Source organism: Actinocorallia herbida (assembly GCF_003751225.1).
GTDB lineage: Bacteria > Actinomycetota > Actinomycetes > Streptosporangiales > Streptosporangiaceae > Actinocorallia > Actinocorallia herbida.
The window spans coordinates 592,607-618,567 of record NZ_RJKE01000001.1; the positions used below are offsets into that span (position 1 = coordinate 592,607).

The 25,961-nt window shown below is 71.9% G+C and carries 25 protein-coding genes; 15 read left to right on the forward strand and 10 right to left on the reverse strand.

Annotated elements, in window-relative coordinates; all coding sequences use genetic code 11:
- Positions 1-138 precede the first annotated feature (138 nt).
- The 4 genes from EDD29_RS03000 (at position 139) to EDD29_RS03015 (ending at position 6,279) form a co-directional block, all read left to right on the forward strand.
- Positions 139-3,399 (forward strand): ATP-dependent helicase, encoded by a 3,261-nt coding sequence (locus tag EDD29_RS03000; protein ID WP_123662058.1) that lies wholly within the window; start codon positions 139-141, stop codon positions 3,397-3,399.
- A gap of 449 nt (positions 3,400-3,848) precedes the next feature.
- Positions 3,849-4,367, forward strand: a complete 519-nt coding sequence (locus EDD29_RS03005; protein ID WP_123662059.1) for a class I SAM-dependent methyltransferase — start codon at positions 3,849-3,851, stop codon at positions 4,365-4,367.
- Between the two features lie 52 nt (positions 4,368-4,419).
- On the forward strand, positions 4,420-4,722 hold the full coding sequence (locus EDD29_RS03010) for a hypothetical protein (protein ID WP_246052475.1): 303 nt from the start codon (positions 4,420-4,422) through the stop codon (positions 4,720-4,722).
- An 891-nt stretch (positions 4,723-5,613) separates the two neighbouring features.
- A complete protein-coding gene (locus EDD29_RS03015) occupies positions 5,614-6,279 on the forward strand; it encodes a hypothetical protein (RefSeq protein WP_148085864.1) in 666 nt (221 codons plus the stop codon).
- A 68-nt stretch (positions 6,280-6,347) separates the two neighbouring features.
- Here EDD29_RS03015 and EDD29_RS03020 read toward each other — a convergent pair whose 3' ends face one another.
- From EDD29_RS03020 to EDD29_RS03040, 5 genes are all read right to left on the reverse strand, one after another.
- On the reverse strand, positions 6,348-6,869 hold the full coding sequence (locus EDD29_RS03020) for a hypothetical protein (protein ID WP_123662062.1): 522 nt from the start codon (positions 6,867-6,869) through the stop codon (positions 6,348-6,350).
- Between the two features lie 40 nt (positions 6,870-6,909).
- Positions 6,910-8,508, reverse strand: a complete 1,599-nt coding sequence (locus EDD29_RS03025; RefSeq protein WP_246052476.1) for an AMP-binding protein — start codon at positions 8,506-8,508, stop codon at positions 6,910-6,912.
- Between the two features lie 87 nt (positions 8,509-8,595).
- Entirely contained in the window at positions 8,596-10,110 is a 1,515-nt protein-coding gene (locus tag EDD29_RS03030; RefSeq protein WP_123662063.1) for an IucA/IucC family protein, read from the reverse strand.
- Positions 10,101-11,492, reverse strand: coding sequence for an IucA/IucC family protein (locus EDD29_RS03035; RefSeq protein ID WP_123662064.1), 1,392 nt, complete (start codon positions 11,490-11,492; stop codon positions 10,101-10,103). The genes EDD29_RS03030 and EDD29_RS03035 overlap by 10 nt, the downstream gene beginning before the upstream one ends.
- Positions 11,485-12,567 (reverse strand): ATP-grasp domain-containing protein, encoded by a 1,083-nt coding sequence (locus tag EDD29_RS03040; protein WP_123662065.1) that lies wholly within the window; start codon positions 12,565-12,567, stop codon positions 11,485-11,487. Before EDD29_RS03040 ends, EDD29_RS03035 begins: the two co-directional genes overlap by 8 nt.
- A 114-nt stretch (positions 12,568-12,681) precedes the next feature.
- Here EDD29_RS03040 and EDD29_RS03045 point away from each other — a divergent pair, with 114 nt between their 5' ends.
- A complete protein-coding gene (locus tag EDD29_RS03045) occupies positions 12,682-13,284 on the forward strand; it encodes an HD domain-containing protein (protein WP_123662066.1) in 603 nt (200 codons plus the stop codon).
- A gap of 8 nt (positions 13,285-13,292) precedes the next feature.
- Here EDD29_RS03045 and EDD29_RS03050 read toward each other — a convergent pair whose 3' ends face one another.
- On the reverse strand, positions 13,293-13,559 hold the full coding sequence (locus EDD29_RS03050) for a DUF4031 domain-containing protein (RefSeq protein ID WP_123662067.1): 267 nt from the start codon (positions 13,557-13,559) through the stop codon (positions 13,293-13,295).
- Between the two features lie 63 nt (positions 13,560-13,622).
- Between EDD29_RS03050 and nudC the strand changes: the two genes are divergently transcribed.
- Positions 13,623-14,525: an NAD(+) diphosphatase gene (gene nudC, locus EDD29_RS03055; RefSeq protein WP_123662068.1), complete on the forward strand. Its 903-nt coding sequence runs from the start codon at positions 13,623-13,625 to the stop codon at positions 14,523-14,525.
- Positions 14,526-14,567: 42 nt separating this feature from the next.
- On the opposite strand, the gene EDD29_RS03060 is transcribed toward nudC, so the two are convergent.
- Complete coding sequence (locus EDD29_RS03060) at positions 14,568-14,831, reverse strand: glutaredoxin domain-containing protein (RefSeq protein WP_123662069.1); 264 nt, start codon at positions 14,829-14,831, stop codon at positions 14,568-14,570.
- 159 nt (positions 14,832-14,990) lie between these two features.
- Between EDD29_RS03060 and EDD29_RS03065 the strand changes: the two genes are divergently transcribed.
- From EDD29_RS03065 to EDD29_RS03085, 5 genes are all read left to right on the forward strand, one after another.
- On the forward strand, positions 14,991-17,087 hold the full coding sequence (locus EDD29_RS03065) for an ATP-dependent DNA helicase UvrD2 (protein WP_123662070.1): 2,097 nt from the start codon (positions 14,991-14,993) through the stop codon (positions 17,085-17,087).
- 37 nt (positions 17,088-17,124) lie between these two features.
- Positions 17,125-17,988 (forward strand): acyl-CoA thioesterase II, encoded by an 864-nt coding sequence (gene tesB, locus EDD29_RS03070; protein WP_123662072.1) that lies wholly within the window; start codon positions 17,125-17,127, stop codon positions 17,986-17,988.
- A gap of 156 nt (positions 17,989-18,144) precedes the next feature.
- Positions 18,145-18,390, forward strand: a complete 246-nt coding sequence (locus tag EDD29_RS03075; protein WP_123662074.1) for a hypothetical protein — start codon at positions 18,145-18,147, stop codon at positions 18,388-18,390.
- 152 nt (positions 18,391-18,542) lie between these two features.
- Positions 18,543-18,821, forward strand: coding sequence for a WhiB family transcriptional regulator (locus tag EDD29_RS03080; RefSeq protein ID WP_123670237.1), 279 nt, complete (start codon positions 18,543-18,545; stop codon positions 18,819-18,821).
- Positions 18,822-18,919: 98 nt separating this feature from the next.
- Positions 18,920-19,117, forward strand: coding sequence for a hypothetical protein (locus EDD29_RS03085; protein WP_123662076.1), 198 nt, complete (start codon positions 18,920-18,922; stop codon positions 19,115-19,117).
- 89 nt (positions 19,118-19,206) lie between these two features.
- On the opposite strand, the gene EDD29_RS03090 is transcribed toward EDD29_RS03085, so the two are convergent.
- Positions 19,207-20,556, reverse strand: coding sequence for an ABC1 kinase family protein (locus EDD29_RS03090; RefSeq protein WP_123662078.1), 1,350 nt, complete (start codon positions 20,554-20,556; stop codon positions 19,207-19,209).
- Positions 20,557-20,862: 306 nt separating this feature from the next.
- Here EDD29_RS03090 and EDD29_RS03095 point away from each other — a divergent pair, with 306 nt between their 5' ends.
- Positions 20,863-21,297 (forward strand): M48 metallopeptidase family protein, encoded by a 435-nt coding sequence (locus EDD29_RS03095; RefSeq protein WP_342774383.1) that lies wholly within the window; start codon positions 20,863-20,865, stop codon positions 21,295-21,297.
- Positions 21,298-21,303: 6 nt separating this feature from the next.
- On the opposite strand, the gene EDD29_RS03100 is transcribed toward EDD29_RS03095, so the two are convergent.
- Both EDD29_RS03100 and EDD29_RS03105 read right to left on the reverse strand, forming a co-directional pair.
- Complete coding sequence (locus tag EDD29_RS03100) at positions 21,304-21,843, reverse strand: NUDIX hydrolase (protein ID WP_246052477.1); 540 nt, start codon at positions 21,841-21,843, stop codon at positions 21,304-21,306.
- Positions 21,840-23,198, reverse strand: coding sequence for a zinc-dependent metalloprotease (locus tag EDD29_RS03105; RefSeq protein WP_123662082.1), 1,359 nt, complete (start codon positions 23,196-23,198; stop codon positions 21,840-21,842). Before EDD29_RS03105 ends, EDD29_RS03100 begins: the two co-directional genes overlap by 4 nt.
- Positions 23,199-23,288: 90 nt before the next feature.
- Here EDD29_RS03105 and EDD29_RS03110 point away from each other — a divergent pair, with 90 nt between their 5' ends.
- Genes EDD29_RS03110 through EDD29_RS03120 form a run of 3 tightly spaced genes read left to right on the forward strand, consistent with a single transcriptional unit; the run spans position 23,289 to position 25,917 of the window.
- Complete coding sequence (locus EDD29_RS03110; protein ID WP_123662084.1) at positions 23,289-24,347, forward strand: NAD-dependent epimerase/dehydratase family protein; 1,059 nt, start codon at positions 23,289-23,291, stop codon at positions 24,345-24,347.
- 16 nt (positions 24,348-24,363) lie between these two features.
- On the forward strand, positions 24,364-24,804 hold the full coding sequence (locus EDD29_RS03115; protein ID WP_123662086.1) for a molybdenum cofactor biosynthesis protein MoaE: 441 nt from the start codon (positions 24,364-24,366) through the stop codon (positions 24,802-24,804).
- A gap of 21 nt (positions 24,805-24,825) precedes the next feature.
- Entirely contained in the window at positions 24,826-25,917 is a 1,092-nt protein-coding gene (locus EDD29_RS03120; RefSeq protein ID WP_123662087.1) for a YlbL family protein, read from the forward strand.
- The last annotated feature ends 44 nt before the right edge of the window (positions 25,918-25,961 follow it).

Sequence of the window (25,961 nt, forward strand, 5' to 3'; positions counted from 1 at the left end):
TGTCGGACCCCTCGTGTTGACTCGCGGTCAAGTCGCGGCTCGAAGCCTGTGGATAACTTTCTGCGGCTGTCGTCGCGGGGGTGTTGAATCGGGACTGCCGGTCGGGTGACCGGCGCGAGCGGAGAGGGGGTGAGCGGTGTGATCACACCGGGGGAACTGGCGCGGCGGCTCGGGCTGCCGGAGCCGACGGACGAGCAGGCCGCGGTCATCCGCGCGCCGCTCGGCCCGATGGCGGTGGTCGCCGGGGCCGGGTCCGGCAAGTCCGAGACGATGGCGGCGCGCGTGGTGTGGCTCGTCGCGAACCGGCTCGTGCGGCCGGAGCGCGTCCTCGGCCTCACCTTCACCCGCAAGGCCGCCGCCGAACTCGCCGCCCGGGTCCGCAGGCGGCTGGACGGGCTGCGCGAGCATCCCGATCTCGTCGAACCGGAACTGCTCGACGGCGAGCCCACCGTCTCCACCTACCACTCCTACGCCGCCCGGCTTTTCGGGGACCACGCGCTGCGCGAGGGGCTGGAACCGACCCTGCGGCTGATCTCCCCGGCCGTCGCCTGGCAGATCGCGACCCGGGTGGTGGACTCCCACGACGGCCCGATGGACCGCATCGACTGGACCCCCGACACCGTCACCCGGGCGGTGATCGGCCTTTCCGGCGACCTCGCCGAGCACCTGCGCGGCCCCGAGCACATCAGGCGGGTGGGGGAATGGCTGTCCGAGCGGTTCACGGCGCTCGCCAAGCCCCTGGTCAAACAGCGTGAGGTGCTGGACAGGCACGCCGCGCGAGAGCAGCTGCTCCCGCTCATCGAGTCCTACGCGCGGGCCAAGCGGCGCCGCGAGGTCGTCGACCACGGCGACCAGATGTCGTTCGCGGCCAGGATCGCCGAACGGCATCCCGAGGTGGGGGCGATCGAGCGCTCGCGCTACCCGGTCGTCCTGCTGGACGAGTACCAGGACACCGGCCACTCCCAGCTCGTCCTGCTCAAGTCGCTGTTCGCCGGCGGGCACGCGGTCACCGCGGTCGGCGACCCCTGCCAGTCCATCTACGGCTGGCGGGGCGCCTCGGCGGGCAACCTGCTGGGCTTCCCGCGCGACTTCCCCGTGCCCGGCGGGGGCGAGGCGCCCATGCGGGAGCTGACCCGCAGCTTCCGCAACGGCGAGCGGATCCTGGACGCCGCGGCCCGGGTGCAGGCCGAACTGCGGGCCGACATGCGGCGGGTCTCACCACTGCGGCCCGCGGAGTCCCGGCGGGGCCGGGGCAGGGTCGAGTGCGCGCTGCTGCCGACCGTAGAGGACGAGGCCGAGCAGATCGCCGCACGTATCTCGGGGCTGCTCGCGGCCGTGGATCCGGAGACCGGCGAGCAGCTGAAGTCCTCGGACATCGCGGTCCTCGCCCGCAAACGCGCCCAGTTCCCGCTGATCAGGCAGAAGCTGATCGAGCGGGACATCAAGGTCGAGGTGGTCGGGCTCGGCGGACTGCTCACCGTTCCGGAAGTGCAGGACGTCGTGGCCACCCTGCGCGTCATGCAGGACCCGTCGGCGGGGGCGTCGCTGGCGCGGCTGCTCACCGGCCCGCGCTGGCGGATCGGGCCACGCGATCTCGTCGCCCTCGGGCGGAGGGCACGGGACCTCGCGCGAGAGGCCCGCCGCGACATCACCCGGGAGGACCTCCCGGAACCCGAGGCCCCGGCCGAGGCCGCCGATCCGCTGGCCCAGCTCGTCCGGGAACTGGGCGAGGAGCAGGGCAGCCTGGTCGACGCGCTCGACGACCTCGGCCCCGCCGAGGTCTACTCGCCGGACGGTCTCCGCCGGTTGCTGCGGCTGCGCGACGAGCTCCGGTACCTGCGGCGGCAGGCGAACCTTCCCCTGCCCGACCTGGTGACGGAGATCGAACGGGTACTCGGCCTCGACATCGAGGTCGCCGCGCGGTCCGGTCTCGATCCGGTCACCGCTCGCGCCGACCTCGACGCCTTCGTGGACGCCGCGGCGTCCTTCGCGGGAGACAACGAGGATCCGACGGCGGGCGCCTTCCTGGCCTACCTCGCGGCGGCCGAGACGGAGGAGTTCGGCCTCGAGGCGGGCCGGGTCAGCGAGGCCGAGAGCGTCAAGCTGCTCACCGTGCACGCCTCCAAGGGGCTGGAATGGCCCGTGGTCTTCGTGCCGGGGCTGTCGTTCACCCCGCTCAAGAACGGAAATCCGGGCAAGGGCTCGGTGTTCCCCACACCGCCCGCGGGCTCCACCCGCTGGACCACGAACCCGCGGATGATCCCGTTCCCACTGCGCGGCGACCACGCCGACCTGCCCGCGCTGCCCGGCCTGGAGAAGGAGGATCTGGCGGCCTTCGACGAGGCGTGCGCCGAGCGGGACTTCCGAGAGGAACGGAGGCTCGCCTACGTCGCCGTCACCCGCGCGAGCGATCTGCTGGTGGCCACCGGCTACCGCTGGGGCGGCTCGGCGAAGCCGCTCGGGCCCTCGCCCTTCCTCGCGGAGATCCGGGAGGGCGCGGACACGGAGTGGGTCTGGACCCCCGAGCCGGAGGAATCCGCGCACAACCCGCTGCTCGCGGAGCCGAAGACCGAGAGCTGGCCCGCCCCGCCGCTCGGCGAAGGCCCGCTGCTGGAAGGCGCGCGCTTCGTCCGGGACGCGATGACGGGCAGGCCCGCCCCCTGGACGTCCACCGCGGACCTCGACGGCACGCACCGCGCCCGGCTGGGCGCGTGGGCGCGCGACGTCGAGCTGCTGCTCGCCGAACGGGACAAAGGCCGCGGCGTCAACGGTCTCACCGTCGAACTCCCGGACAAGCTCACGGTGACCTCGCTGGTCGCGCTCGCCGCCGACCCGGCGGAGCTCGCCGCGCAGATCCGCCGCCCGATGCCGCGGCCGCCCGCGCCGTTCGCGCGCCGCGGCACCTCCTTCCACCGCTGGCTGGAGAGCCGCTGGGGCCAGCAGCGCCTGGTCGACCCCGACGACCTCTTCGGCGCCGCCGACGACGATCTCGACGAGGCCGCGCTGGACGGCGACGCCCACCTCGCGCTCCTCCAAGCCCGTTTCGAGGAATCGGAGTGGGCCGCCCGCGAACCCGTCGACGTGGAGATCCCCTTCGAGACCCGGATCGGCGACCGCCTCGTCCGCGGCCGGATGGACGCGGTCTTCCGCGACGGAGATCGCTACGAGGTCGTCGACTGGAAGACCGGCTCCCCACCCCCGGTGGAATCCCGCGCCCACCTCGTCATCCAGCTCGCCGCCTACCGCCTGGCCTGGGCCGCCCTGGCCGGCGTCCCCCTCGACCGAGTCTCCGCCGCCTTCCACTACGTCCGCGCCAACACCACACTCCGCCCCACCGACCTCCCCGACGCCACCGCCCTCGCCGCCCTCTTCACCGCCCTCCCCCAAACCCCACCCTGACCCACCCACGCTGTCGGGTCGGCGGTGTGTCCGTGCCGTGCTCGGCTCGGCTCGGTATTCGGGTCGGTCCAGTCGAGGGACTGGGGGCGGTATGTCCGGAAAGTGGGCGGTGTGGGGGCGCCGGGTTGCGCGATGGGTCGTCCCCGCGATGGGTCGTCCCGGAGCGCTCGGGGCCGGGGTGGGGAGTGCGGGGTGGGGGAGTGCGGGGTGGGGGAGTGCGGAGGGCGTATCGGGGAGCGGGAGGGAGGGCGCGGGGGGCTTGCGGGGCGGGGGGTCGGGGGCGGAGGCCACCGGTGGGTTGGGGGTGTCCGGAACCGGACGGGGGTGGTGTTCGGGGGATTATTGGCGCAATGGTGGTGATGTGGGTGGTCGGTTGTGGCTTCTGGGGTAAGGGTGATCCTGCTCACCGGACTAGCTTTTGTTGGTGGGTTCGGGGCATATTCCTCTGAATGAACAACCCGGGAGGCGGCGTGACGGTGATGAGCGAGGAAACGGTCACGGCGGCCGTGCGGGAGTTCTGCGGGTACGCCGAGCCGGAACTCGATCTTGAGGACGTCTGCCTCGAGGTACGTGCGGGGGCCGCTGAGGTCGGGCGGGCGCTGGCCCGGCGCGTCCGGCACATCACGGCTCTGGACGAGTCCTTGGAGGCGCTGGCCGACGGCAAGCGCCGGGCCGACCGCGACGCGCTCACCAACATCACGTTCCAGCGGGGCGACGCCGCCGCGCTGCCCTACCTCGACCGCACCTTCACCCTTCTGCTCTGCAACGACGCGCTCGGCACCGTCGCGGACCCGGTCGCGGTGCTGCGCGAACTCGTCAGGGTGAGCCGTCCGGGGGCGGGCATCGTGGTCGCAGACCCGGACTTCTCCGAGGCCGACCTGTGTGCGCTGGTCGTCGCGGCGGGCGGCGAGATCAAGCGGTCCAAGACGTCGGGTTCGCGGGCGTTCGTCCATGCGACCGCGCACTGATCTTCGAACGTACTGTGGAAAGGGCGAACCCATGTTCGATAGTGTGTCGAACGTGGGTTCTACCGAGACGTCCCCCTCGCCGGCCGCCCTCGCCATGCGGATCGGCGTCGTCGCGGCCGAGCGCGCCCTGAGCACGCTCCTGCACAACGTCGACTTCGAGCAGGCCGCCGAAGAGGGCTACGACCTGCGCGGTTTCATCGCCGCCGAGGACTGGCCCGTCTTCTCCCTGGTCCTCGACACCCTCGCCGCCGCCGACCCGGGCGACCGCCGCCCCCTCGAGGAACGCCGCTCCCAGGCCCTCGTGGACCTCGCCCGCCTCTGCCGCGCAGCCCGGGACTCCGCCCTCGTGGCCTGACCCCTCCTGCCCCGCTCGGGCCGCCCACATCGACCGCGTGGGCGTGCCCGTACCCCTGAGACTCCGTCCGGGTACCTGTCTTTCGGGTGCTCCGCCCGCATCGGTCCTGATAAGCGTGTCCGCGCTCTCAGGCGTCGTCCGGGCGCCTGGCCCCGGCCATTGCCCGCGCGTCAGCCGACGTCGGCCGCGATAGGTGTGCCCGCGCCCTGGGTGTGGTTCGGGTGCCTGCCTTGAGCACTCGCCCTATCCGCAGCCGATGGGCTTGGGCGTGTCCGGCGCCCGAACCGGCCCCGATGGGCGAGCCCAGGACCATGGTCTTGTTCGGGCGGCCGCTCGGATCGTGTCGGTGACCCGGGGCGCCCATTTGTCCGATTCGCTTCGGCGGGCCCGGGTATCTTCCGGCTCCTGCCCTGGGTGCGTGCCTGCGTCCCTTAGGCGGCGTCAGGGTGTCTGCCTTGGGCGCTTGCCCGGTTCGCGATGGCGGGGGCTGGGCGTTGTGCGGGCGCCTGGTCTGGACGTTCGCCTGAATCGCGTCCTAGGTGTGCCCGCGGTCGGGGCTTCGGTGGGTGGCGCTGAGCTGTGGTGTGCGTGGTCGGGGGAGGTTTCGGCTCCTTGGGAGTTGTCCGGGTGCTTGCTCCGGGCGCTCGACCGATCCGCTGTCGCCGAGCCTCGGCGTCGAGTCCGGGGTACGTCCGAACCGGGCTCGATGGGCGCGTCTGCGGCCTTGGGTGTCGTTCGGGCGGCTTTCCGGGCGCGGCCGGCCGCGGGGCTCGGTGGTGGGTGGACGGGATGGCTGGACCGGGTGTTGGGCAGGTGGGAAAAGGGGTTGTCTGGATGGTTCGGGTTGGATTGGGTGGGGCCGACAGGCGGGACCGGGTCGGGAGGGTTTTGGTGGGTGTTGAGGATCGGGCGGCTGAGGTGTACGTGGCGTTGCGGGACCGGGGGTCGGTGCGCGCGGCGGCGGTGGAGCTCGCGGGCGAGGTGCTCGAGGCGCTGCTCGAGTTCGGGGCGGGGGAGGACGACGAGGAGGCGCGGGAGGCGTACGCGGTGGTGCGGCGGATTCTCGAAGAGGATCTCGATGAGGAGGAGATCCGGGAGGCGGCCGCGCGGTTGCTGAAAGTGACGTCGTTCGAGCCGGGGTTCGCGGACGCGCCGGAGCGACGGGCGGCGTTGGAGGCGGCTGTGGAGGTGGTCGCCCGTGACGCGCGGGTCCAGGGTCTCACCGAGCCGGTGACGGTCCGCTATGACGAGCCTGGAGAGGTGGAGGCCCATGTCTGTTACGCGGGCTCGTGGCACGGGCAGGGGTTGCGCGCCCATGACATGGACCCGGAGAGCTGGCTTTTCGGGGCGGCCGACGCGCTCCAGGAGGCCGTGATGGAGAAGACCTGGCAGGTCTGGCCGGTTTGTCCAGACCATGAGCTGGGTCTGCATCTGGAGACGGTGGACTCGGAGGACCGGCGGGGGCCTCGCGCGGATGGGGCGTTCTGGGTGTGCGCGGGGGAGGGCGGGCATCGGGTGGCGCGGGTCGGCGCGCTTTCCGAGGGTCGCGTGGAGTAGGGGGAGCGGGCCCGGCGTGGGGGACGCCGGGCTTGGAGGGAGCGCTAGGGATCTGGCCGCCTGGGGCGTCAGAGGGCGGCGAGGTTCTTCGGGGGGAGGCCGCGGCGGATCTGGTCGCGGGGGACGCCGGCGCGGATCGCGGCCTCGATGAGGGCGAGGTTGCGGACCGGGGCCTTCAGGGTGAAGTAGGTGTTGTCCTCCAGGTGGAGGAGGAGGCGCTTGCCCGGGGTCAGGTAGGCGATCTTCACCGACGCCCAGGGAAGGGCGGTCAGGCCGGACTCGGAGGCGTGCACGAGGCCGTTCTCGAAGAGCGCGACGGAGGAGACCGCGAGGGCGCGGCGCCGGGAGGCCTGGATCGCGGCGTGGCCGAGCAGGGCGAGGGTCAGCACCGCCCACAGGCCCGCCACCGCCAGGTGCAGGGTCGGCGCGAACGCCGCGCCGACGCCGAGGACGACCACCGCGACGAGATCGACGATGATCATCAGCAGCAGGGTGCGGCTGCGGGGGTCCGGCTGGTCGGCTACGGGTTCTCCCAGCTCGGATCCGGCTTCCAGCACGTCTTCGGGGAACTCCGCGGTGACCTCGCTCATGCCTCTGATCTACCGCAAGTGACGGCAAAGCGCCACCGGATCACCGATCCTGGAGCACCGCGTGCTTGACCTTTCCGGTCGTGGTACGCGGCAGCTCGGTGACGAAATGGACGTCTCGCGGGACTTTGTAGCGCGCCAGCCGGGCGCGTACATGGGCCTTGAGCATGTCGGATGTCACATCGGCGCCGGCCACGGGGACGACCCAGGCGGCGAGGCGCTGCCCGAACTCGGCGTCCTCGACCCCGGAGACCGCGACCTCCGCGACGGAGGGGTGGGCTTCGAGCAGATCTTCGACCTCGCCGGGGAAGACGTTCTCGCCGCCGGAGACGATCATGTCGTCGGCGCGGCCGTCGATGAAGATCCTCCCTTCGGCGTCGAGGTGGGCGAGGTCGCCGGTGTCCAGGAGGCCGTCGATCCGGTTCTTGTCGCCGCCGCCGGTGTAGCCGCCGAAGTCGAGTCCGGCGTCCAGGTGGAGGGTGCCGACCTCGCCGGCGGGCACGTCGCGGCCGTCGGGGCCGAGGACCCGCGCGGTCGTGCCGAAGGTGGGACGGCCGACGGTGCCGGGGGCGGCGCGCAGGTCGGCCGGGGTGGCGATGGCCGCCCAGCCGGTCTCGCTGGCGCCGTAGGCGTTGTACAGGACGTCGCCGAACCGTTCGGTGAAGCGCCGGGCGAGGCCGGGGTGCAGGGCGGCGCCGCCGCTGAGCACGACCCGCAGCGCCTGCGGCCTGCGCCGGGCGGGCGTCTCCAGGAGGCGGGAGAGCATGAGCGGCACCGCGACGAGGACGGCGACGGCCCTCCGGTCGAGCGTCTTGAGCACGTCGGCGGGGTCGAAGCGGCGGCGCAGGACGAGCGGGGAACCGAGGCCGAGCGCGACGGCGAGGTAGGTGAAGCCGAGTCCGTGGAAGAGCGGGGGCGCGATCAGGATCGGCTCGCCCGAGCGCAGCGGGACCCGCAGGAGGTGGCCGAGTCCCTGGGCGAGGAGCGCGGACGGGCCGAAGGAGTGCGCGGCGCCCTTGGGCGGCCCGGTGGTCCCCGACGTGAGCAGGACGATCCGGCCCGTCCTGGGGGCGACGAGGGGTTCGGCGGGCCCGGCGGCGAGGTCGTCGAGGGTGGGCGCGTCGGCGGGGCCGTCGTGCCAGGCGATCACGCGGGCGCCGTCGTATCCGGAGGCGGCGACGGCGTCGGCGAACTCGGCGTCGTGCACGAGCACGCCGACGCCTTCCGCGGCCAGGACCGGGCCGAGCTGCGGGCCGGAGAAGTCGGTGTTGAGCAGGACGACGTCGTGGCCGAGCCGCGATCCGGCGAGGACCGCCTCGACGAACCCGCGGTGGTTGCGGCACAGGACGCCGAGCCGGGCCTCGCCGTTCAGGAGGCCGCGGAGCGCGGTCGCCTGGGCCGCCGCGCGCGCTTCGAGCTCGGCGAAGGTCACCGCGCCCTTCTCGTCGACGACGGCGATCCGGGCGGGGAAGCGCAGGGCGGCCGCGGCTCCGGCGAGGGCGGGGGAGGCGCCGAACCTGGCGGCCTGGAGGGGCAGCCGGGCGAGGCCGCGCGGCCCGATCGGGTGGAGCGCGCCGACGTCGCGGATCACCCGCGCGGTGCCGGAAAGGAGGTCGATGGCCGGGCGGAACTGTGCGAGCACGGTCGGTCCCCTCGGGAGCGGCTGTTCCTTCTTCCGCTTTCCACAGTGTCATACCGCGACGGACGTCGCATGTGACATGAGTCCCGGCTAATCGATCATTGGATTGAATACCTGGACGTATTGGGCGGCTCGGTCCGGTGACCGGGACCACCGGGTCAGCAGGTTCGCCTTGCCCGGCAAGGGGTCCCCCGCGAAGAGGCCGGCAAGGCGCCGATGCGAGGGCAACTCCTCCAGGATCTTGCGCAGGGCACGCCACAGGTCGGGCTCGCAGGCAGGGTCCCGGTCGGCGAGCGCGGCGGCGATCTCGGCGAGGTGGTTAACGAACAGGCAGTACGCGACCCGGTTCCAGCCGCGCTCCTCGTCATAGGTGACCGACTCCCTGACGGCGGGCTCCAGCTCGGCCAAGGACGGCCCCGGAAGCAGCTTCGTCCCCTCCAGATCGCGGAAGACGGCCCGTGACGGGAGGCCCGCCGGATCGTGAAGGATCAGGACGTTCTGGAGATGGGGTTCGAGCACGACGCCGTGGTCGAAGAAGAGCCGCAGAGCGGGCAGCGCGACGATCCGCACATACGCTGTCCAGTACTCCAGCGGGTCCACGCCCTCGGGAAGGAAGCCCGCCCAGGGGTCGGCCAAGGCGGCGGCCACGACGGCCTCGGAAGGGGCGGCCTCCCGGAGGATGACCCCTAGCCCCTCGTACAGGTTCCGGTCGGCGAGCGCGACGGTGCGGTACGCGGGCTCGCCGAGGAGGTCCGCGCCGAGCAGCGGCTTGAGCAGCCGGGTGAGGGCGGGCGCGGAGGCGAGTTCGTACCAGGCGTTCTTGCGGACGCAGTTGGTGATCCGCACGTCGAGGCTGAACTTGGCGAAGACCCGCTCACCGTGGGTGAGCACGGTGCGCACCGACGACGTCGGGGCCGCCTCGGGGCCCGGCCCGGCGTCGCGCAGCATCCCCGAGGAGAGAGCGCGGCGCAGGACGGGGTTGCCGTCGAGCAGCCGCCACTGCCACGGGTGCACCGGGAGCGTGCCTTCGGCGGCCAGCGGGGTGAAGTCGCCCTCGCCGCACAGCAGTCCGGGGTCGGCCGCGAGCAGGCCGAGCCGGAACCGCGCGCCGGTCTCCGGGGCGTACCGCAGCCAGGTCGCGGGCGCGCCCTGGCGGGCCTTGGGCGACGGGTGGTAGCGGTGCCCGGCCACGAGCGCCTGCTCCGACGCGACGAGCGGGCTCGCCGGAACCGCGGTGCGGGCGCGCAGGATCGCGGTCATCGCCTGGTGGCTGTTGACGACCTGGCCGAGGAACTCGGGGTTGTCCGCGCCCGTCCAGCGGCTCAGTTCGGCCGCGACGAGTTCGGCGACCTCGTACCAGCCGATCTCCTCGCCGTCGCGCAGGAACGGCCCTGAGAGCCGCAGGGACGGTCCATGGGACGGTCTGGGCAGCCGCGCGGTCAGGGTGGTCCGGCCGAGCCGGACGAGGAGCCTGTCGCCGTCGGCGACGGCCCGCCCGGCGGGGCCGCTGACCTCGCGGACGAGGCAGTGGAGCAGGGCGGTGGCGGTCGCCTCGTCCGCGTCCGCCGGGCTGGTCCCGGTCGGTGCGGTCGCGGTCAGCGGCACGGAAGCTCCCTCAGGTAGTTGGGGCCCGGCGGGCCGTAGTGTTTGTTGATGTCGGCGGAGCCGGTCCGTGCCTTGGGCACGAGGGTGCCGGCCGTGAGCATGGCCTTGGCGGGCAGCCGGGGGGCGTCGAGCGTGCGGGCGCGGAGGAAGGGGTCGGTGACGGCCTCGGCCAGGCGGTCCCGGACGAGGCCCAAGGCGTCGGGCAGCGGCAGCAGGCCGCGTTGGGCGAGCCCGAACGCGACGGCCCCTGCGCACAGGTGCAGGGTGATCGTGACGAAGACGCGGGCACGCGCCTCGGGGCCGCCGACCATGCGGGGGTCCTCGAAGTCGCCGGAGGCGAGCATCGCCCCGTCGTTGTCCTTGAGCAGGAGTTCTCCGCGCGGGGTGACCGAGACGTTCTGCTGGTGCGCCTCCAGCGCGATCCCGTGCCGCTCGAAAAGCGCGACGTTCCAGGCGAACAGGGTGTGCAGGTAGGCGTCGAAGAACCTGCGGACGTCGCCGGAGGACACCTCTTCGATGACGTAAGGGCCCTCAGGAGTACGGGCCAGAAGGGCGGCGACGGGGACTGCGTCGGAGACGGGCAGCCTCCGGACGAGGAAGGCGAGGTTCGGGTCGTGGGCGTGCCCGTAGGTCTGCTCGTCGGCGAGCAGGACGGGCAGCCCTTCGGCTTCGGCGATCCGGGACAGCAGCCGTTGCACGCGGGCGCCGTCCACGAGGGTGCCCGGTTTGATGGAGCGCACGTTCCTGCGGCCGAGGGTGGCCGTCGGCAGGGGCACCTTGACGTGTTCGGCGGCCGTGACGGCGAGGGTGCGCATCGACAGGGTGGGGCTGACGGGGACCCGGCGTCCGGCGACCGTCGGGACGAGTCCCTTGTCGGCCGTCAAAGGGTGGACGGGGAAGGGCACCGCGTCGCCGGGCAGTCCAAGGGAACCCGGGGTAGGCCACCACGAGGGGAGTTCCCCCCGCAGGACGGGTCCGGTGACCCCGGTCCAGGCGAGCTCGAAGGTCGGCTGGTACTCCGGCGCGTACGCGGCGATCTCCGAGGACGTCAGACCGGCCTTCGCCCTTCCCAGCGGATGGACCGGGTGCCCTAGCCGCGCGGCCAGGGCGTCGTGGCGGGTGACTCCGGGGCGGACCGGAGGCAGCTCGGCGCCTTCTGCGAGGAAGGCTTCTCCGCACTCGGCGAGGAAACCCTCGACGTCGTCGTCCTCGGCGGCTTCGGCGCGGACCAGGGCGGCCACCTCGGCCAGCGAGACCCCGCCGGACACTCTGGCGTCGGACAGGAAGCCGTCGGGCTCGGTGGCGGCGTGTGCGGGCGCGCGGACATAGCCTTCGCGGACGAGGGCGGTGAGCACCCGCGCCGCGAACTCCGCCTCAGTCAACGGCCCACGTCCGGGCGTGCCGGAAGCGGGTGAGCGCCGCGTCGACGGCGGCGCGGTCGGGACCGAGCAGCTGGACGGTGCCGAGATAGTCCCGGTTTGTATTGGTCTGGATGATCACATCACCAATATTCCGCTGGGGGCGGTAGGTAACCGAGACACCGCTGTCCAGAACCGTCCCCGGCGCGGGCGCGGAGGTCAGGGTGCCGGATCTGTCCGCGACCAGGTACTCCACGGTCGCCGCGCCGGCCGGACGGGGCACGAAGGCCGGCGGCTGTCCGAGATGGGTCAGCAGGACGTCGGCGAAGATGTCGCGGCGGAGGAGCTCGGCGAGCAGGAAGTCGCAGTGGTCGCCGATGATCCGGTAGTTGACCTCGATGATGCGGGCCCGTCCCTCGTGCACGACGAACTCGGTGTGGCAGGCGCCGAAGCCGACGCCGAGGGAGTCGAGCGCGGCGAGGACCTGAGGGGTCTCCGGGGGAGGGGGAGCCCAATCCAGGCGCTCCTCGATGAAGTAGGGCTCGGGGGAGAGGGTGGTGGTGAAAGAGCCGAGTACTTGCCCATTCAGGGTCTCCAGCGTGTGGAGGCGTCCGGGCAGGTACTCCTCGGCGACCATCGGCCGCCCGGTGTCGGACAAGGCCGCGAGTTCGCTCGGCGTCCGCACCAGGACCACGTCTTCGCTGGCCACGCCTTCCCTGGGCTTCACGACGAGCGGGTAAGGCGCGTCGTCGGGGACAGGGAAAGGGGCCGCCCATACGTCGCCGAGGTGGCGCCGCATGAGGCTCTTGTTCTTGCAGCGGAGGGTGGCCTTCCAGTCTTTGCCCGGCAGGCCGTGGAACTCGGCGGCGAGTGCGGTCGGCGTCTGGAGGAAGTCGCCGTTGGAGAAGTAGGCGTCCGGCCTCCCGTGCTGCACGATCTCGCGGAAGTCCGCGACGTCGCAGCCGACGGCCGTGCGGCCCGGATACTGCTCCGGCCGGTCGGTGAGGACCGTCACGTCGAGGCCGAGCCGGTCGGCCGCGGGCAGGAAGCCCGCCAAGACCGAGTCGGTGGCCTTCCCCGCGATCACGAACAGCCGCACCCGTCCCCCTCGGATGTGAGAGGCGAAATGGATTCGCCCGGCCTACCAGTCGCCTTAGGTAAGCCTTGCCTAATTCTAACGAGCCGCGCCCGTCCCGCGTGGGATATTGACCCGATGGATCTCCTGGAGCGGTGGACGGCCCTCGCCGGCCCCGAGACGCGCCCCCTCGGCGAGGAACTCCTCGTCCGCTACGCCGAACCCCACCGGCACTACCACACGACCGCGCACCTGGTCGCGGTGCTCGACCTCGTCGACGAGCTGGCCGCCGAGGCCGCCGACCCCGACGCGGTCCGCCTCGCGGCCTGGTTCCACGACGCCGTCTACGACCCCCAGCGCGACGACAACGAGGAGCGCAGCGCCCGCCTCGCCGAGCGGATGCTGGGCGACACCTCGCTCGACCCCGCCCGGGCCGAGCACGTGGCCGCGCTGGTGCGGATGACCAAGACGCACGACCCGCAGGACCCCGACGGCAGGGTCCTGTGCGACGCCGACCTCGCCATCCTCGCCGCGGACGAAGCCGCCTACACCGCCTACACCGCGGCCGTGCGCGCCGAGTACTCCTTCGTCCCGGACGACTACTTCGCTCTGGGCCGCACGGCGGTCCTGGAGCAGCTCCTCGGCCTACCGGCGCTCTTCCACACCGGCACAGCGCGCCTTCGCTTCGACGCCGCCGCGCGCGCCAACCTCGCCGCGGAGCTCGCGGTGCTGCGCGGCTGAGCGGAGGGTCAGCGCACCGCGAACTTGGGCCGCCGCAGCCCCGACCGCCGCAGATGCCCGAGCAGCTCCTGGCAGCCGACCTCCTGGGCGCCCAGCCTTACGGCGGCCGCGTACGCCTCCTCGGGCACGTCGTAATGGTCGCGTTCGAAGGCCCGGCGGGGAGCGCCCATCCGGTCGGCGAAGGCGTGCAGCTCTTCGAAGGAGACATCGCTGATGAGGTGCGACCACAGCAGCCCCCTGGCACGCCAGATGGGCGGGTCGATGTAAAGAGCCACCTGCCCAGCGTAGACACTCCCGGGCTGGCGCTAGGTTTGGTGCGGCTTTAAGGAGTTGGGGATATGACGCTGGGGTGGCTGGCACTGGCCCGTGGGGCCGTTGACCGGATGGCGGAGCGGCGCAGGGACGAGGATTGGGTGGCCGCCGCCTGGGCGGGCTCCCGCGTCCTGGTCGTCGACGAGCAGGGCAGGGTCCCGGTCCGGCTGACCGAACGTCCGGAGCTGGTCTACGTCCGCTCGCGGACCGCCCCCAAGGGCGAGCGCATCCTCCTCGGCGTCGACGAGGACAAGATCGCTTATTTCGCCGTCTGCGCGCCGATCCCCGAGGACCTGCCCGACGCCGAGCCGACGGGCCTGCGCCGTATCGGGGCGCTGCTCGCCGATGTCGAGTCCACCTTGATGACGCAGGCCGTCGCGATGGCCGCCTGGCACTCGGCGCACCGGTTCTGCCCGCGCTGCGGCGCGCCCACCAAGGCGATCGCGGCGGGCCACGTGCGGGTCTGCACCGTCGACGGCGGTGAGCAGTACCCGCGGCTCGACCCCGCGGTCATCATGCTGGTCGCCGACACCGACGACAGGGTGCTGCTGGCCCGCGGCGTCTCGTGGCCGGAGCGGCGGGCCTCGGTGCTCGCCGGGTTCATCGAGCCGGGGGAGGCGATGGAGCAGGCCGTCGCGCGGGAGGTCAAGGAGGAGGTCGGCCTTGACGTCGATGACATCCGCTACATGGGCAGCCAGCCCTGGCCGATGCCGCAGAGCCTCATGATCGGTTTCTCCTGCCGGACCGAGGCGGGCGCGCGGCTCAAGCTGGACAAGGCGGAGATCGTCGAGGCGCGCTGGTACACGCGCGACGAGCTGAAGGCCGCCGCGCTCAACCAGGACCTGCTGCTGCCCGGCCGCGTCTCGATCGCGCGCCAGCTGATCGAGCACTGGTACGGCGCGGACCTGCCGGGGAGCTGGGGGTTGTGACGGGCGGGCGCGTACCGCGCCCGCCGCACATCACGGCCGAGGTCAGGCGGCCCCGATCAGGCCCTTCAGGGTCTTGGCGCTGGGGTTGGTGAGGACGTGCTCCTCGCCGTCCGGCGTGATCGCGATCACGGTCGGCACCGTCATGTTGCCGCCGTTGACGCTGGCGACGAACTCCGCGGCCTTCGGGTCGCGCTCGATGTCGATCTCGTGCATGGCGATGCCGTCGCGGGCCAGCTGGGCCTTCAACCGCTTGCAGAAGCCGCACCACTGAGTGGTGTACATCGTGAGCTGGCCGGTGGCGCTCATCGGGGTCCTTTCGCTGGTCGGGGGCGGGTGGACCGTCCGGGTCAAGGATCGGGAACGGCCCGGCAAATCCTGCCAGACGAGCAAACGTGCCGAAGACCGCCGTAATTCCTGGCAGGGGCAGGGCGCGTACTGTCGGTACCGGCTGGGAGGATGGGACGCATGGACGCGCGACGGGTGCTGGCAGGTCTCGACCCCGAGCAGCGGGCGGTCGCCGAGGCCGTCCGCGGGCCGGTCTGCGTCCTGGCCGGGGCGGGCACGGGCAAGACCCGCGCGATCACGCACCGCATCGCCTACGCGGTCGTCACCGGCGTGGTGAAGCCGCAGAACGTCCTGGCTGTGACGTTCACCACCAGGGCGGCCGGAGAGCTGCGCGGCCGCCTGCGCGCGCTGGGGGCACCCGGGGTGCAGGCCCGCACCTTCCACGCCGCCGCCTACAAGCAGCTCCTCTACTTCTGGCCGCGGACCGTCGGCGGTGAGCCGCCGCGGCTGATCGAGTCGAAGTTCCCGCTGCTCGGGGACGCCGCCCGCGCCTGCCGGCTGACCGCCCTGGGCCGCACCGAGCTGCGCGAGATCGCGGGCGAGATCGAGTGGGCCAAGGTCACCCAGACCAGGCCGGAGGATTACGCGGCCGCGGCCGCCAAGTCGGGCCGCCGCCCAGGGGTCGACGTCGTGGACATCGCCCGCCTCTACGTCATGTACGAGGAGCTGAGGCGCGAGCGCAACCTCCTGGACTTCGAGGGGATGCTGGAGCTGACCGCGGGCCTGCTCGCGGAGTCACCCGAGATGCGGCGCGAGGTCCACTCCCAGTACCGATCGTTCGTCGTCGACGAGTACCAGGACGTCAACCCGCTCCAGAAGCTGCTGCTCAAGGAGTGGCTGGGGGACCGGCGCGAGCTGTGCGTGGTCGGCGACCCGAGCCAGACGATCTACTCCTTCACCGGCGCGACCCCCGATTACCTGCTCAATTTCACCCGCGAGCACCCCGACGCGACGGTCGTGCGCCTGGTCCGCGACTACCGGTCGACCCCCGAGGTCGTCGGGCTGGCCAACGAGGTGCTGAAGGGCTCCCGGCAGAAACTCGAACTCGTCGCCCAGCGCCCGTCCGGCCCGCCTCCGCAGCACGCCTCCTACAACAACGAGCTGGACGAGGCCGAGGACATCGCGCGGCGCGCGGCCCGTCTCATCGAGTCGGGGGTCCCGGCCCGCGAGATCGCGGTGCTGTTCCGGATCAACGCCCAGTCCGAGGTGTTCGAGCAGGCCTTCGCCGACGCGGGCGTGCCCTATGTGCTGCGCGGCGCCGAGCGGTTCTTCGAGCGCCCCGCCGTCCGCGAGGCGGTGGTGCGGCTGCGCGGCGCGGCCCGCTCCGGCGGCGACGCCGACCTCGACGGCATGGGCCTGATCCACCAGGTGCGCGCGGTCCTCGCCGGGTGCGGCTTCACCGAACGGCCACCGGACGGCCGCGGCACCGTCCGGGAGAAGTGGGAGTCCCTGGCCGCCCTCGCCCAGCTCGCCGAGGACATGGCGATGGCGGAGCCGGAGGCCGGGCTGCCCCGGTTCGTCGCGGAGCTGGAGGAGCGGGCCGCGGCCCAGCACGCGCCTCCGCTGGAGGGCGTCACGCTCGCGTCGCTGCACTCCGCCAAGGGCCTGGAGTGGGACGCGGTGTTCCTCGCCGGGCTCGCCGACGGCACCCTGCCGATCGTCTACGCCGAGACCCCCGAGCAGATCGAGGAGGAGCGGCGGCTCCTGTACGTCGGGGTCACCCGGGCCCGCGAGCATCTGACCCTGTCGTGGTCGGCGGCGCGCTCTCCGGGCCAGCGGGCGCACCGGCGCCTCAGCCGGTTCCTCGACGGCATCGCGCCGGGCTCTGCCACCCCGCTGCCGCCCCGGGCGGAACGCGCTTCGCGAGCGGCGCCCTCGCGCGGGCCGCAGCCGTGCCGGGTGTGCGGCAGATCACTGCTGCGCGCGGTAGAGCGCAAGCTCGGCCGCTGTGAGAGCTGCCCGGCCGAGGTGGACGAGGCCCTGCTGGAAGCGCTCAAGGAGTGGCGGGCCGAGACGGCCAAGGTCCAGAAGGTGCCGGTCTACGTGGTGTTCACCGACGCCACCCTCCAGGCGATCGCGGAGCGCAGGCCGGCCAGCCGGGCGGAGCTCGCCGGGATCGGCGGGATCGGCGCGGTGAAACTGGAGAAGTACGACACCGCGGTGCTCGCGCTGTGCCGGGGCGAGGCCCCGGGTGAGATGTACGTCGCTCCCCCCTGAGAGGCGGCGGTACCGCGGGGTTTGCCACACTGGCGGGGTGAACACGGCTCTGCAGAACCTGCTGGACATCCTCGACCTCGAACAGATCGAGGACGACATCTTCCGCGGCAGAAGCCCCGAGGACCGCCAGCAGCGCGTGTTCGGGGGCCAGGTCGCGGGTCAGGCGCTGGTCGCCGCGACGCGCACCGTGCCGATCGCCCGGCAGGTGCACTCGCTGCACGCCTACTTCATCCGCCCGGGTGATCCGCTCGTGCCGATCGTCTACACCGTCGACCGGGTGCGCGACGGCAGGTCGTTCTCCACCCGCCGGGTGGTCGCGGTGCAGCACGGCAAGGCGATCTTCACCCTGTCGGCGAGCTTCCAGGTGCCCGAGTCGGGCCCGGACCACCACACGCCGATGCCCATGGCGCCCGATCCGGAGTCGCTGCCGACCGGTTTCGAGCGGTTCGAGAAGCTCTTCGGCACCAAGATCGCCGAGCAGTTCATGGCGCACCGCCCGTTCGACCTGCGGCACGCCACGCCCCTGACGTGGGAGGCCAAGGGCAAGCCGGAACTGGCCACTCCGGAGTCCGTCGTCTGGCTCAAGGTCAACGACAAGCTCCCGGACGACCTCACCCTGCACGTCTGCCTCATGACGTACGCCTCCGACATGACGCTCCTGGACACCGTCCTGGTGAACCACGGCCTCGCCTGGGGCGACAACCGGACGATCGGGGCGAGCCTGGACCACGCGATGTGGTTCCACCGGCCGTTCCGCGCCGACGAATGGCTGCTGTACGTGCAGGAGACGCCTTCGGCGAGCGGAGCCCGTGGGTTCGCGCGCGGCCAGGTGTTCACCCAGGCCGGTGATCTCGTCGTGTCGGTCGCGCAGGAGGGCCTCGTCCGCGTCACCGACCTCTGAGGCCCCACGGGTTCGGTTTTTCTTTCAAGAACGTGAGAAACCCCAGCTCAAAAATAGGTTGAAGAGTTTCGGAGTCTTCTCGTAGGCTCATCGCAGCACTGAAACAGCCCGCGCTTGTGCGGGGGCCCGGACAGCTTGAAGGAGGTGGCGACAGTCATGTGGAACACGATCAAAACGCCTAACGGCAACCTGAACGTCAGCAGCCGGACCATGGTCGATTTGACCATCGGTGGCATGCCCACTGGCGTCGCCGCGTTCCCGCAGGCCATCTGCGCCCCAGCCGCCAGGCATGGTGAGCAGTTCGGCTACGGATCGACCCTCGGCGGCGAATCCGTGCTGACGCGTGTCCGTGAGGACCAGTTCGGTGCACAGGCTCCGTATAGCTGGAGGCCACCGGTCTAACGACCGAGTGTGAGCTTCTAGGCCGCGGATCCGAGCACCGGATCCGCGGCCTTTCTGGTTTTCCAAGGAAGCTCCTTCCGCCAGGGAACGGCCGCCCGATACCCCGACGACAAAGACGTTGAGATCCAACGAGAGGACTGAGGGTGAACCTCATCCAGGGGCCCCAGCCGAGCTTCGCGGCCACCGACGAGCTGCCCTGCCGCACCGACCCCGAACTGTTCTTCGCCGAGGCGCCCGCCGAGGTGGAGCTGGCCAAGGCGCTCTGCGTGGACTGCCCGGTCCGCAAGAGCTGCCTCGCCGGTGCCATCGAGCGGCACGAGCCGTGGGGCGTGTGGGGTGGCGAGCTGTTCGTCCGCGGCGAGATCGTCGCGCGCAAGCGGCCCCGCGGCCGTCCGCGCAAGAACCCCGCGCAGACCGAAGTGGCCGCCTGATGTCCGACGGACCGCGCACAGACCTCCGCGCCGAACGGCGCACCGAAGTGCGGGTGCCGGGCTTCCGCCCGGCTCCCGCCCCCCGTACGGGAGTGAAGATGAGCTTGCTCGAAGTAGAACTCAGCCGAGAACGAATACGACTCCTCCAGGAGGAGGTCGCCGCGATCCAGTGGGCCGCGGAGGTGCGGCGCTCGCGCCGTGCGGCCCTGCGCAGGGCGGCCGCCGACACCGGCCGCGCCACCCGTGAGGAGGCGCGGATCAGGATGGGCCGGCTGCGGTCCCTGATCGGCCGGTGAGAGAAGACCGAGGCGCCCGTCCTGCGACGGGCGCCTCGGCGCGTTCTGCGGGATCGCCCTGATCAGCCGCGCTCGTCGGCTCTCGCGGCCTAGGCCGAGGGGTCGCCGGCGGCGGTGCCCTCGCCGGTGGGCTCGCCGGGCGCGAAACCCTTGACCCAGCGGATCGCCTCGGCCCGGAAGGGGCCTTCGCATTCGAGCTGGCACAGCACCCCGGTGCCGAGGCCGATGGTCCGGTGCACCAGGACGTAGTCGTTCGGCAGGTTGAGGTAGCGGACCACGTTGTCGGGCCGCAGGTCGGTGACCCGGGCCGCCTGGTCGCGCAGCCATTCGCGGCTGAACTGGAACGTCTCGGCCTTCATCGGCACCGCGAGCGGCTCGATGAACGCAGCGAGCGCCGCGCCGTCGACCTCGACGCCGTCGCGGATGATGCCCTCGGTGCGGCACGCCTCGACGATCTCCTCGGGGGAGCCGAGGGTGCCGATCCGCATGAGGGTGCCGATCTCCTCCTGGAGGCCGCCTTCCAGCCGGTCGACGGCGCCGAAGTCGATGACGCCGAGGCGTCCGTCCTCCATGAGCCGGAAGTTGCCGGGGTGCGGGTCGGCGTGCAGGAGGCCACAGCGCACGGGCGCGGAGAACAGGAACCTGGCGAAGAGCAGACCCGCCCTGTCCCGTTCGGCCTTGGTGCCCTTGGCGATGATCTGCGACAGGGGGGTGCCGTAGATCCACTCGGTGACCAGGACGCTGCCGGACTGGGTGATCACCTCGGGGACCAGGAAGTCGGGGTCGCCGGAGTACGCCTTGGCGAAGGCGGACTGGGAGGCGGCCTCGACGGTGTAGTCGAGTTCCTCGCGGACCCGGACCTTGAGCTCTTCGAGGATGCTCTTGACGTCGGCGCCGGGGAACAGCACGCCGATGAGCTTGCCGACCCGGGCGAGCTGGTTGAAGTCGCTGATCAGGGCCTTGCCCGCACCCGGGTACTGGACCTTGACGGCGACCTCCCGCCCGTCCTTCCAGACCGCCTTGTGCACCTGGCCGATCGACGCGGCGGCGGCCGGCTTGTCGTCGAAGGACTGGAACTCCGCCCGCCAGCCGGCGCCGAGGTTCTCGGCGAGCACCCGGTGCACCGTGGTGACGGGCATGGGCGGCGCCGACTCTTGGAGGCGGGTGAGGGTGGCCCGGTAGGGTCCGGCGATCTCGGGTGGCAGGGCCGCCTCGAAGATCGACAGCACCTGGCCGAACTTCATGGCTCCGCCCTTGAGCTCCCCGAGGACTTTGAAGAGCTGCTCTGCGGTGCGGGTCTGGATCTCGTTGGCGACGACCTCGGCGGACCGGCCGATCGTCTTCTTGCCGAGGCCAAGAGCGGTGCGGCCGGCGAAGCCCAGGGGGAGGGCGGCCAGCTTGGCGGTTCGCGTCACGGCGCGCAGGGGTAGGTCGCTCACGGCTTCATTCTCCGCGATCCCGCCTCGTTCTCGCCACAGTGTGACGGCCAAGGCGTAAGTATGGGTTTACCTGGGGTGCGGGGAGTGTTGTATATCACGTTTAGCCAGAGGGTGCCGGAAGGTTGTGGAAAACCCTTGGGGTTCTGGGGCGTTTGTCAGGTTTTACCTGGGCAAACGTTGGTTGGACCCTGTGGAAAACGGAAACTTTCGGCTACGGTTGCGCATGTGCCCCCCAACGTCGAGGTCCGCCGCAGCGCCCGACGCCGGAGAACAGTCTCGGCATATCGCGACGGCGACAAAACGATCGTGCTAGTGCCCTCCCGCCTGACCAAGGCCGAGGAGGAATACGAGATCGCCCGCATCCTCCAGCGCCTGGAGGGCCGTGAGCGCAAATCCCGCCCGCCCTCCGGTGACGACGAGCTACTGGACCGTGCCATGCGGTTGTCGCACCGCTACCTGGACGGCGCAGCGTGCCCCAGCAGCGTCCGGTGGGCCGCCAACCAGCGCAGCCGCTGGGGTTCCTGTACCCCGGACGACGCCACGATCAGGATCTCGACGATGCTGCGCGGCATGCCCGCCTGGGTCGTCGACTACGTGATCGTGCACGAGCTCGCCCACCTGCTGGAGCCCACGCACAACGCCTACTTCTGGAACCTGGTCAACCGCTACCCCAAGACCGAGCGGGCCAGGGGCTACCTCGAAGGCGTCGCCGCGGCCCCGCACCTGGAGGCCACGGGCTGATCCGCCCTAACCGGCGAGCGCCGCGCGTGCCACGAGGGAGCGCAGCGCCGTGTCGGTGAGGTCGGGCAGTGCGTCCACCTCGAACCAGCGCAGATCATCGGATTCCGCGCTGATCATATACCGTGCGCCCTCGGGCGCGACGGCGAGGTACTGCACATCGAGATGCCAGGAGCCCTCCGGATGGCAGGGCACCGGATGCCGGTCGAGCTGCACCGGGGCCACCGAGAGCGCGAGCCCCGCGATTCCGGACTCCTCGGTGGCCTCGCGCAGGGCGGCGGCGGCCAGCGTGGCGTCGCCGGGCTCGCAGTGGCCGCCCATCTGGAGCCACATCTTCAGCTTGCCGTGCAGCGTGAGCAGCACCCGCGAACGGTCCGCGCTCAGCACCAGGGTGCTCGCCGTCAGATGGCCGGGCCGGCAGGCACGCCACATCCCGTCCTGATGCCGGGACAGATGGCCGAGGAAGTCCTCGCGCATCGCCTCCTGGCCGGGATCGGGCGCCCGCCAGCCCGTCAGCACCTCGACGGCGTCGGTGTGCAGGTCGCTCACGCGGGACCCGGCTCGTCGCCCTTGTCCCCGCCCTGGTCCTCCGCGGGGGGCAGACCCTCCAGCTGGGACAGGTCGAACTCGTCGCCGGTGGAGTGCAGGAACGCGTCGGGGTTCTCCAGGTCGTCGGCGGTCGGCATGAGGTCGGGGTGGCTCCACAGCGCGTCCCGGCCGTCCACGCCCTTGAGCGCGGTGACCGACTGCCACAGCGCCTCGGCCTCACGGAGCCTGCGGGGCCGCAGTTCCAGGCCGACCAGCGCGGCGAAGGTGTGCTCGGCGGGGCCGCCCGTCGCACGGCGGCGGCGGATCGCCTCGGCCAGCCGGTCCGCGCTCGGCAGCCGGTTCGCCGCCGCGGCGGCCACCGCGACGCCGACCCAGCCCTCGACCAGGGCGAGCAGGGTCTCCAGCCGGGAGAGCGCGAGCTTCTGCTCGGGGGTCTCCTCCGGGGTCAGCTGGATCTCGCCGCCGCCCAGTGCCTCCTGGATCGCCTGCGGGTTGCTGAGGTCGAGACCGGAGATCTTCTCCTCCAGGCCCGACAGGTCGACGCTGATCCCGCGCGCGTAGTCGCCGACCGCGCTCAGCAGCGCCGGACGCAGCCACGGCACATGCGCGAACAGCCGCTGGTGGGCCGCCTCGCGCAGCGCCAGGTACAGCCGCACCTCGTCGGTCGGGATCTCCAGCCCGTCGGCGAAGGCCGCGACCCCCGCGGGCAGCAGCGCGCCGACGCCCTCGGGCGCCAGCGGCAGCCCGACGTCGGCCGAGCCGATGATCTCCTTGGCGAGCTCGCCGAGCGCCTGCCCGGCCTGGCCCGCGACCATCGCGCCGGCCATCTGGCGGACCATGCCGATCAGCGGTCCGGCCATCGCCGCCATCTCCGGCGGGATGTTGTCGGGGCCGCCCATGGCGCCGCCCATCGCCTCGGTCATCCGCGCGGCGATCGGGTCGACGACCTTCTCCCACACCGGAAGGGTCTCCTCCAGCCACTCCGAGCGGCTCCACGCCTTGGGGGAGCGGATGCCCGCGGGCAGGGTGGTGCCCTCGTCCAGCCACAGGTCGGCCAGGCGCAGGGCGTCGACGATCTGGCGGCGCTCGGCGTCCACGACGGACGGGTCGCCCGCCTCCACCACAAGGTGGCGCGCGATATTGCGCACCATCTCCCAGTTCACCGGGCCGGAGCCGCCTGCGCCCATGCCGCCGAGCATGTCGGCGAACTGGTGCAGCATGTCGGCGAACTGCCGCATGTCACCTCCGCCGGGCGTGCCGGGCAGACCGAAACCCATACCGAACGGGTCGTTGGGCTTGTTGTCCCCGTCGTCGTCATCGGAGGACCGGTTGAAGCCGAAAGGAGTGTCGCCCATCAGAATCGCCTTAGGCTGCGGGGAAAGGCCATAACCTCAAAGGTAGTCGCTTTCCGGAGCGAGCCGTGGCCGCATAGGGGGGCGTTCGCCATGAGCACAGGGGACAGACGGACCGTCGCCGTCACAGGCGCGGCGTCCGGAATCGGACAGGCGCTGACCGAGCGCCTCGTGGCGTCCGGCAGGTTCGCCCGGGTGATCGCGCTCGACGGCAGGCGTGGCGACGTGCCCGGCGCCGTCTGGAGGGTCGTGGACATCCGCGACCCCGCCCTCGCCCGCCGCCTCGACGACGTCGACGTCCTGGTGCACGTCGACGTCGACCGCTCGCCCGAGACCGATCCCAAGGAACGCAGGACCTACAACGTCCGCGGCGCCCAGACGGTGATCGCCTGCGCGGCGGGGGCCGGCGTCAGGGACGCGATCCTGCTCAGCTCCGCGGCGGTCTACGGGGCGTCCGCGGAGAATCCGCTGCCCCTGCCGGAGAACGCGCCGTTGCGGGCCGAGCCCGACACGTCGGTGGCCGGGGACTTCCTGGAGATCGAGGAACTCGCGGCCGGCCGTCTGCACCCCGGCCTGCGGATCTCCATCGTCCGGCCCGCGTCGCTGGCCGGACCCGGGATCGACACCGTCGTCACCCGCCACTTCGAGGCGCCCCGGCTGCTCCGGGCCAAGGGCGTCGAGCCGCGCTGGCAGTTCTGCCATGTCGACGATCTCGTCGCCGCGCTCGAACTCGCCGCGCTCGGCGAGGTGTCCGGGGCGATCGCCGTCGGATGCGAGGGGTTCCTCACCGGCGAAGAGGTCGAGCAGATCACCGGGAAATCCGGGTTCGAACTGCCCGCCTCGCTCACCTTCGGCACCGCCCAGCGCCTGCACCGCCTCGGCCTCACCCCGGCTCCGGCCACCGACCTGCACTACGTCGTCTATCCCTGGGTGGTCGACTGCGCCAAGCTGCGCGCCTCCGGCTGGAAGCCCCAGCACGACAACGAGGCGGCGCTGCGGGCCATGCTGGCGGAGTCCGCGGGACGCCACGCGGTCGTCGGCCGCAGGGTCGGCGGCAAGGAGGCCACCATGGCGACGGCGGCGGGCGCCACCGTCGCGGTGATCGGCGCCGCTGCCGCGGTCCGGCGCGCCCGCAAGCGGCGCAGGATCTAGAGGTAGTTTCTCCCCTGTGACTGTTATTCGACTGGCGGACATCCGCGAGACGCCCCTGTCCGTGGACGAGGTCGTCGCCGCGGTGCAGGACGCCGCGGCAGGGGGCACCGCGTTCTTCGCGGGCACCGTGCGCGATCACGACCGTGCCCAGGACGGCACCGAGCCCAAGGCCGTCACCGCCCTGTCCTACAGCGCGCACCCTTCGGCGCTGGACAGGCTCCGCGAGGTGATGGAGAAGGTCGCGGCCGACTTCCCCGTGGAGGCGCTCGCGGCCGTCCACCGGGTCGGCGATCTCGCGATCGGCGACCACGCGGTGATCGTCGCCGCCTCCGCGCCGCACCGCGCGGAGGCGTTCGAGGCGTGCCGGAGGCTGATCGACGACCTCAAGCACGAGGTGCCGATCTGGAAGCACCAGCACTTCACCGATGGCAGCTCAGAGTGGGTCGGCGCCTGCTGAGGTGCCCTTAGGCTTGCGCGCATGGTCTCCAACGTCGTTCAGTCGCTCCGCGGGCAGCTCCCGCACCGGCGGGCGCTGACCCTCTCCGTCGTCGCGGTGGTCGTGCTGCTCCTCGCGCTGGCCGGCGCCGTCATCCCGGTGCCGTACGTCTCGCTCCAGCCCGGCCCGACGATGAACACCCTCGGCGTGAATCCCGAGACCAAGAAGCCGCTCATCGAGATCGTCGACGCCAAGACCTATCCCGACGACGGCCACCTGAACTTCACCACCGTCGCCTACACGGGCGATCCCGAGAACCCGCCGACGCTCTACCGGGCGCTGCGCGACTGGCTCGACCCGAAGCGCGCCGTCGTCCCCATGGACACGATCTTCCCGCCGGGCGAGACCGCCGAGCAGGTCGAAGAGGCCAACACCGCCCTCATGGCGGACTCCCAGCAGACGTCGGTCGCCGCCGCGCTCACCCAGATGGGCAAGCCGCTCGGCAGCGAGACCTACGTCGGCGGGGTCAAGAAAGGACTGCCCGCCGAGGGCGTCCTCAAGGTGGGCGACCAGATCACCGCGGTCGACGGGACGAAGGTCACCAAGGCGACCGAGGTCACCGACAAGCTGTCGCACCTCGCCGTCGGCGACAAGGTCACCCTGACGATCGTGCGCGGCGGCAAGGAGCAGAAAGCCGAGCTGACGATGGGGGAGACCACCACCGACGGCCAGAAGCGCGCGGTCATCGGCGTCGAGCTCGTCGACAAGTTCGTGCTGCCGATCGACGTGAAGATGAACGTCGGCGAGATCGGCGGGCCGAGCGCGGGCCTGATGTTCTCCCTCGCGATCTACGACATGCTCACCCCCGGCAGCCTCACCGGCGGCAAGTTCATCGCCGGCACCGGCACGATCACCGCCGACGGGCAGGTCGGCGCGATCGGCGGCATCCAGCAGAAGATGATCGCCGCCCGCGACGCGGGAGCCACCGACTTCCTCGTCCCGGCCGGCAACTGCGACGAGGCGAAGTCCGCGGCCCCTGACGGCCTGCGCCTGATCAAGGCCGAGACGATGGGCAGCGCGGTCGAGAGCCTCCAGGCGATCCAGAGCGGGAAGACCCAGCTCCCCGCCTGCTGAGCCCCGCCGCCACGGCCCTTCCGACGGTCCCGCCCGGTGATCCG

What these genes read in the sequence shown, in the direction of transcription:
- EDD29_RS03105 (WP_123662082.1), bottom strand. Translation starts at nt 23,198, where the DNA reads ATGGGCGACACTCCTTTCGGCTTCAACCGGTCCTCCGATGACGACGAC.
- EDD29_RS03005 (WP_123662059.1), top strand. Translation starts at nt 3,849, where the DNA reads ATGAACAACCCGGGAGGCGGCGTGACGGTGATGAGCGAGGAAACGGTC.
- EDD29_RS03110 (WP_123662084.1), top strand. Translation starts at nt 23,289, where the DNA reads ATGAGCACAGGGGACAGACGGACCGTCGCCGTCACAGGCGCGGCGTCC.
- EDD29_RS03060 (WP_123662069.1), bottom strand. Translation starts at nt 14,831, where the DNA reads ATGAGCGCCACCGGCCAGCTCACGATGTACACCACTCAGTGGTGCGGC.
- EDD29_RS03120 (WP_123662087.1), top strand. Translation starts at nt 24,826, where the DNA reads ATGGTCTCCAACGTCGTTCAGTCGCTCCGCGGGCAGCTCCCGCACCGG.
- nudC (WP_123662068.1), top strand. Translation starts at nt 13,623, where the DNA reads ATGACGCTGGGGTGGCTGGCACTGGCCCGTGGGGCCGTTGACCGGATG.
- EDD29_RS03020 (WP_123662062.1), bottom strand. Translation starts at nt 6,869, where the DNA reads ATGAGCGAGGTCACCGCGGAGTTCCCCGAAGACGTGCTGGAAGCCGGA.
- EDD29_RS03045 (WP_123662066.1), top strand. Translation starts at nt 12,682, where the DNA reads ATGGATCTCCTGGAGCGGTGGACGGCCCTCGCCGGCCCCGAGACGCGC.
- EDD29_RS03085 (WP_123662076.1), top strand. Translation starts at nt 18,920, where the DNA reads ATGAGCTTGCTCGAAGTAGAACTCAGCCGAGAACGAATACGACTCCTC.
- EDD29_RS03065 (WP_123662070.1), top strand. Translation starts at nt 14,991, where the DNA reads ATGGACGCGCGACGGGTGCTGGCAGGTCTCGACCCCGAGCAGCGGGCG.
- EDD29_RS03075 (WP_123662074.1), top strand. Translation starts at nt 18,145, where the DNA reads ATGTGGAACACGATCAAAACGCCTAACGGCAACCTGAACGTCAGCAGC.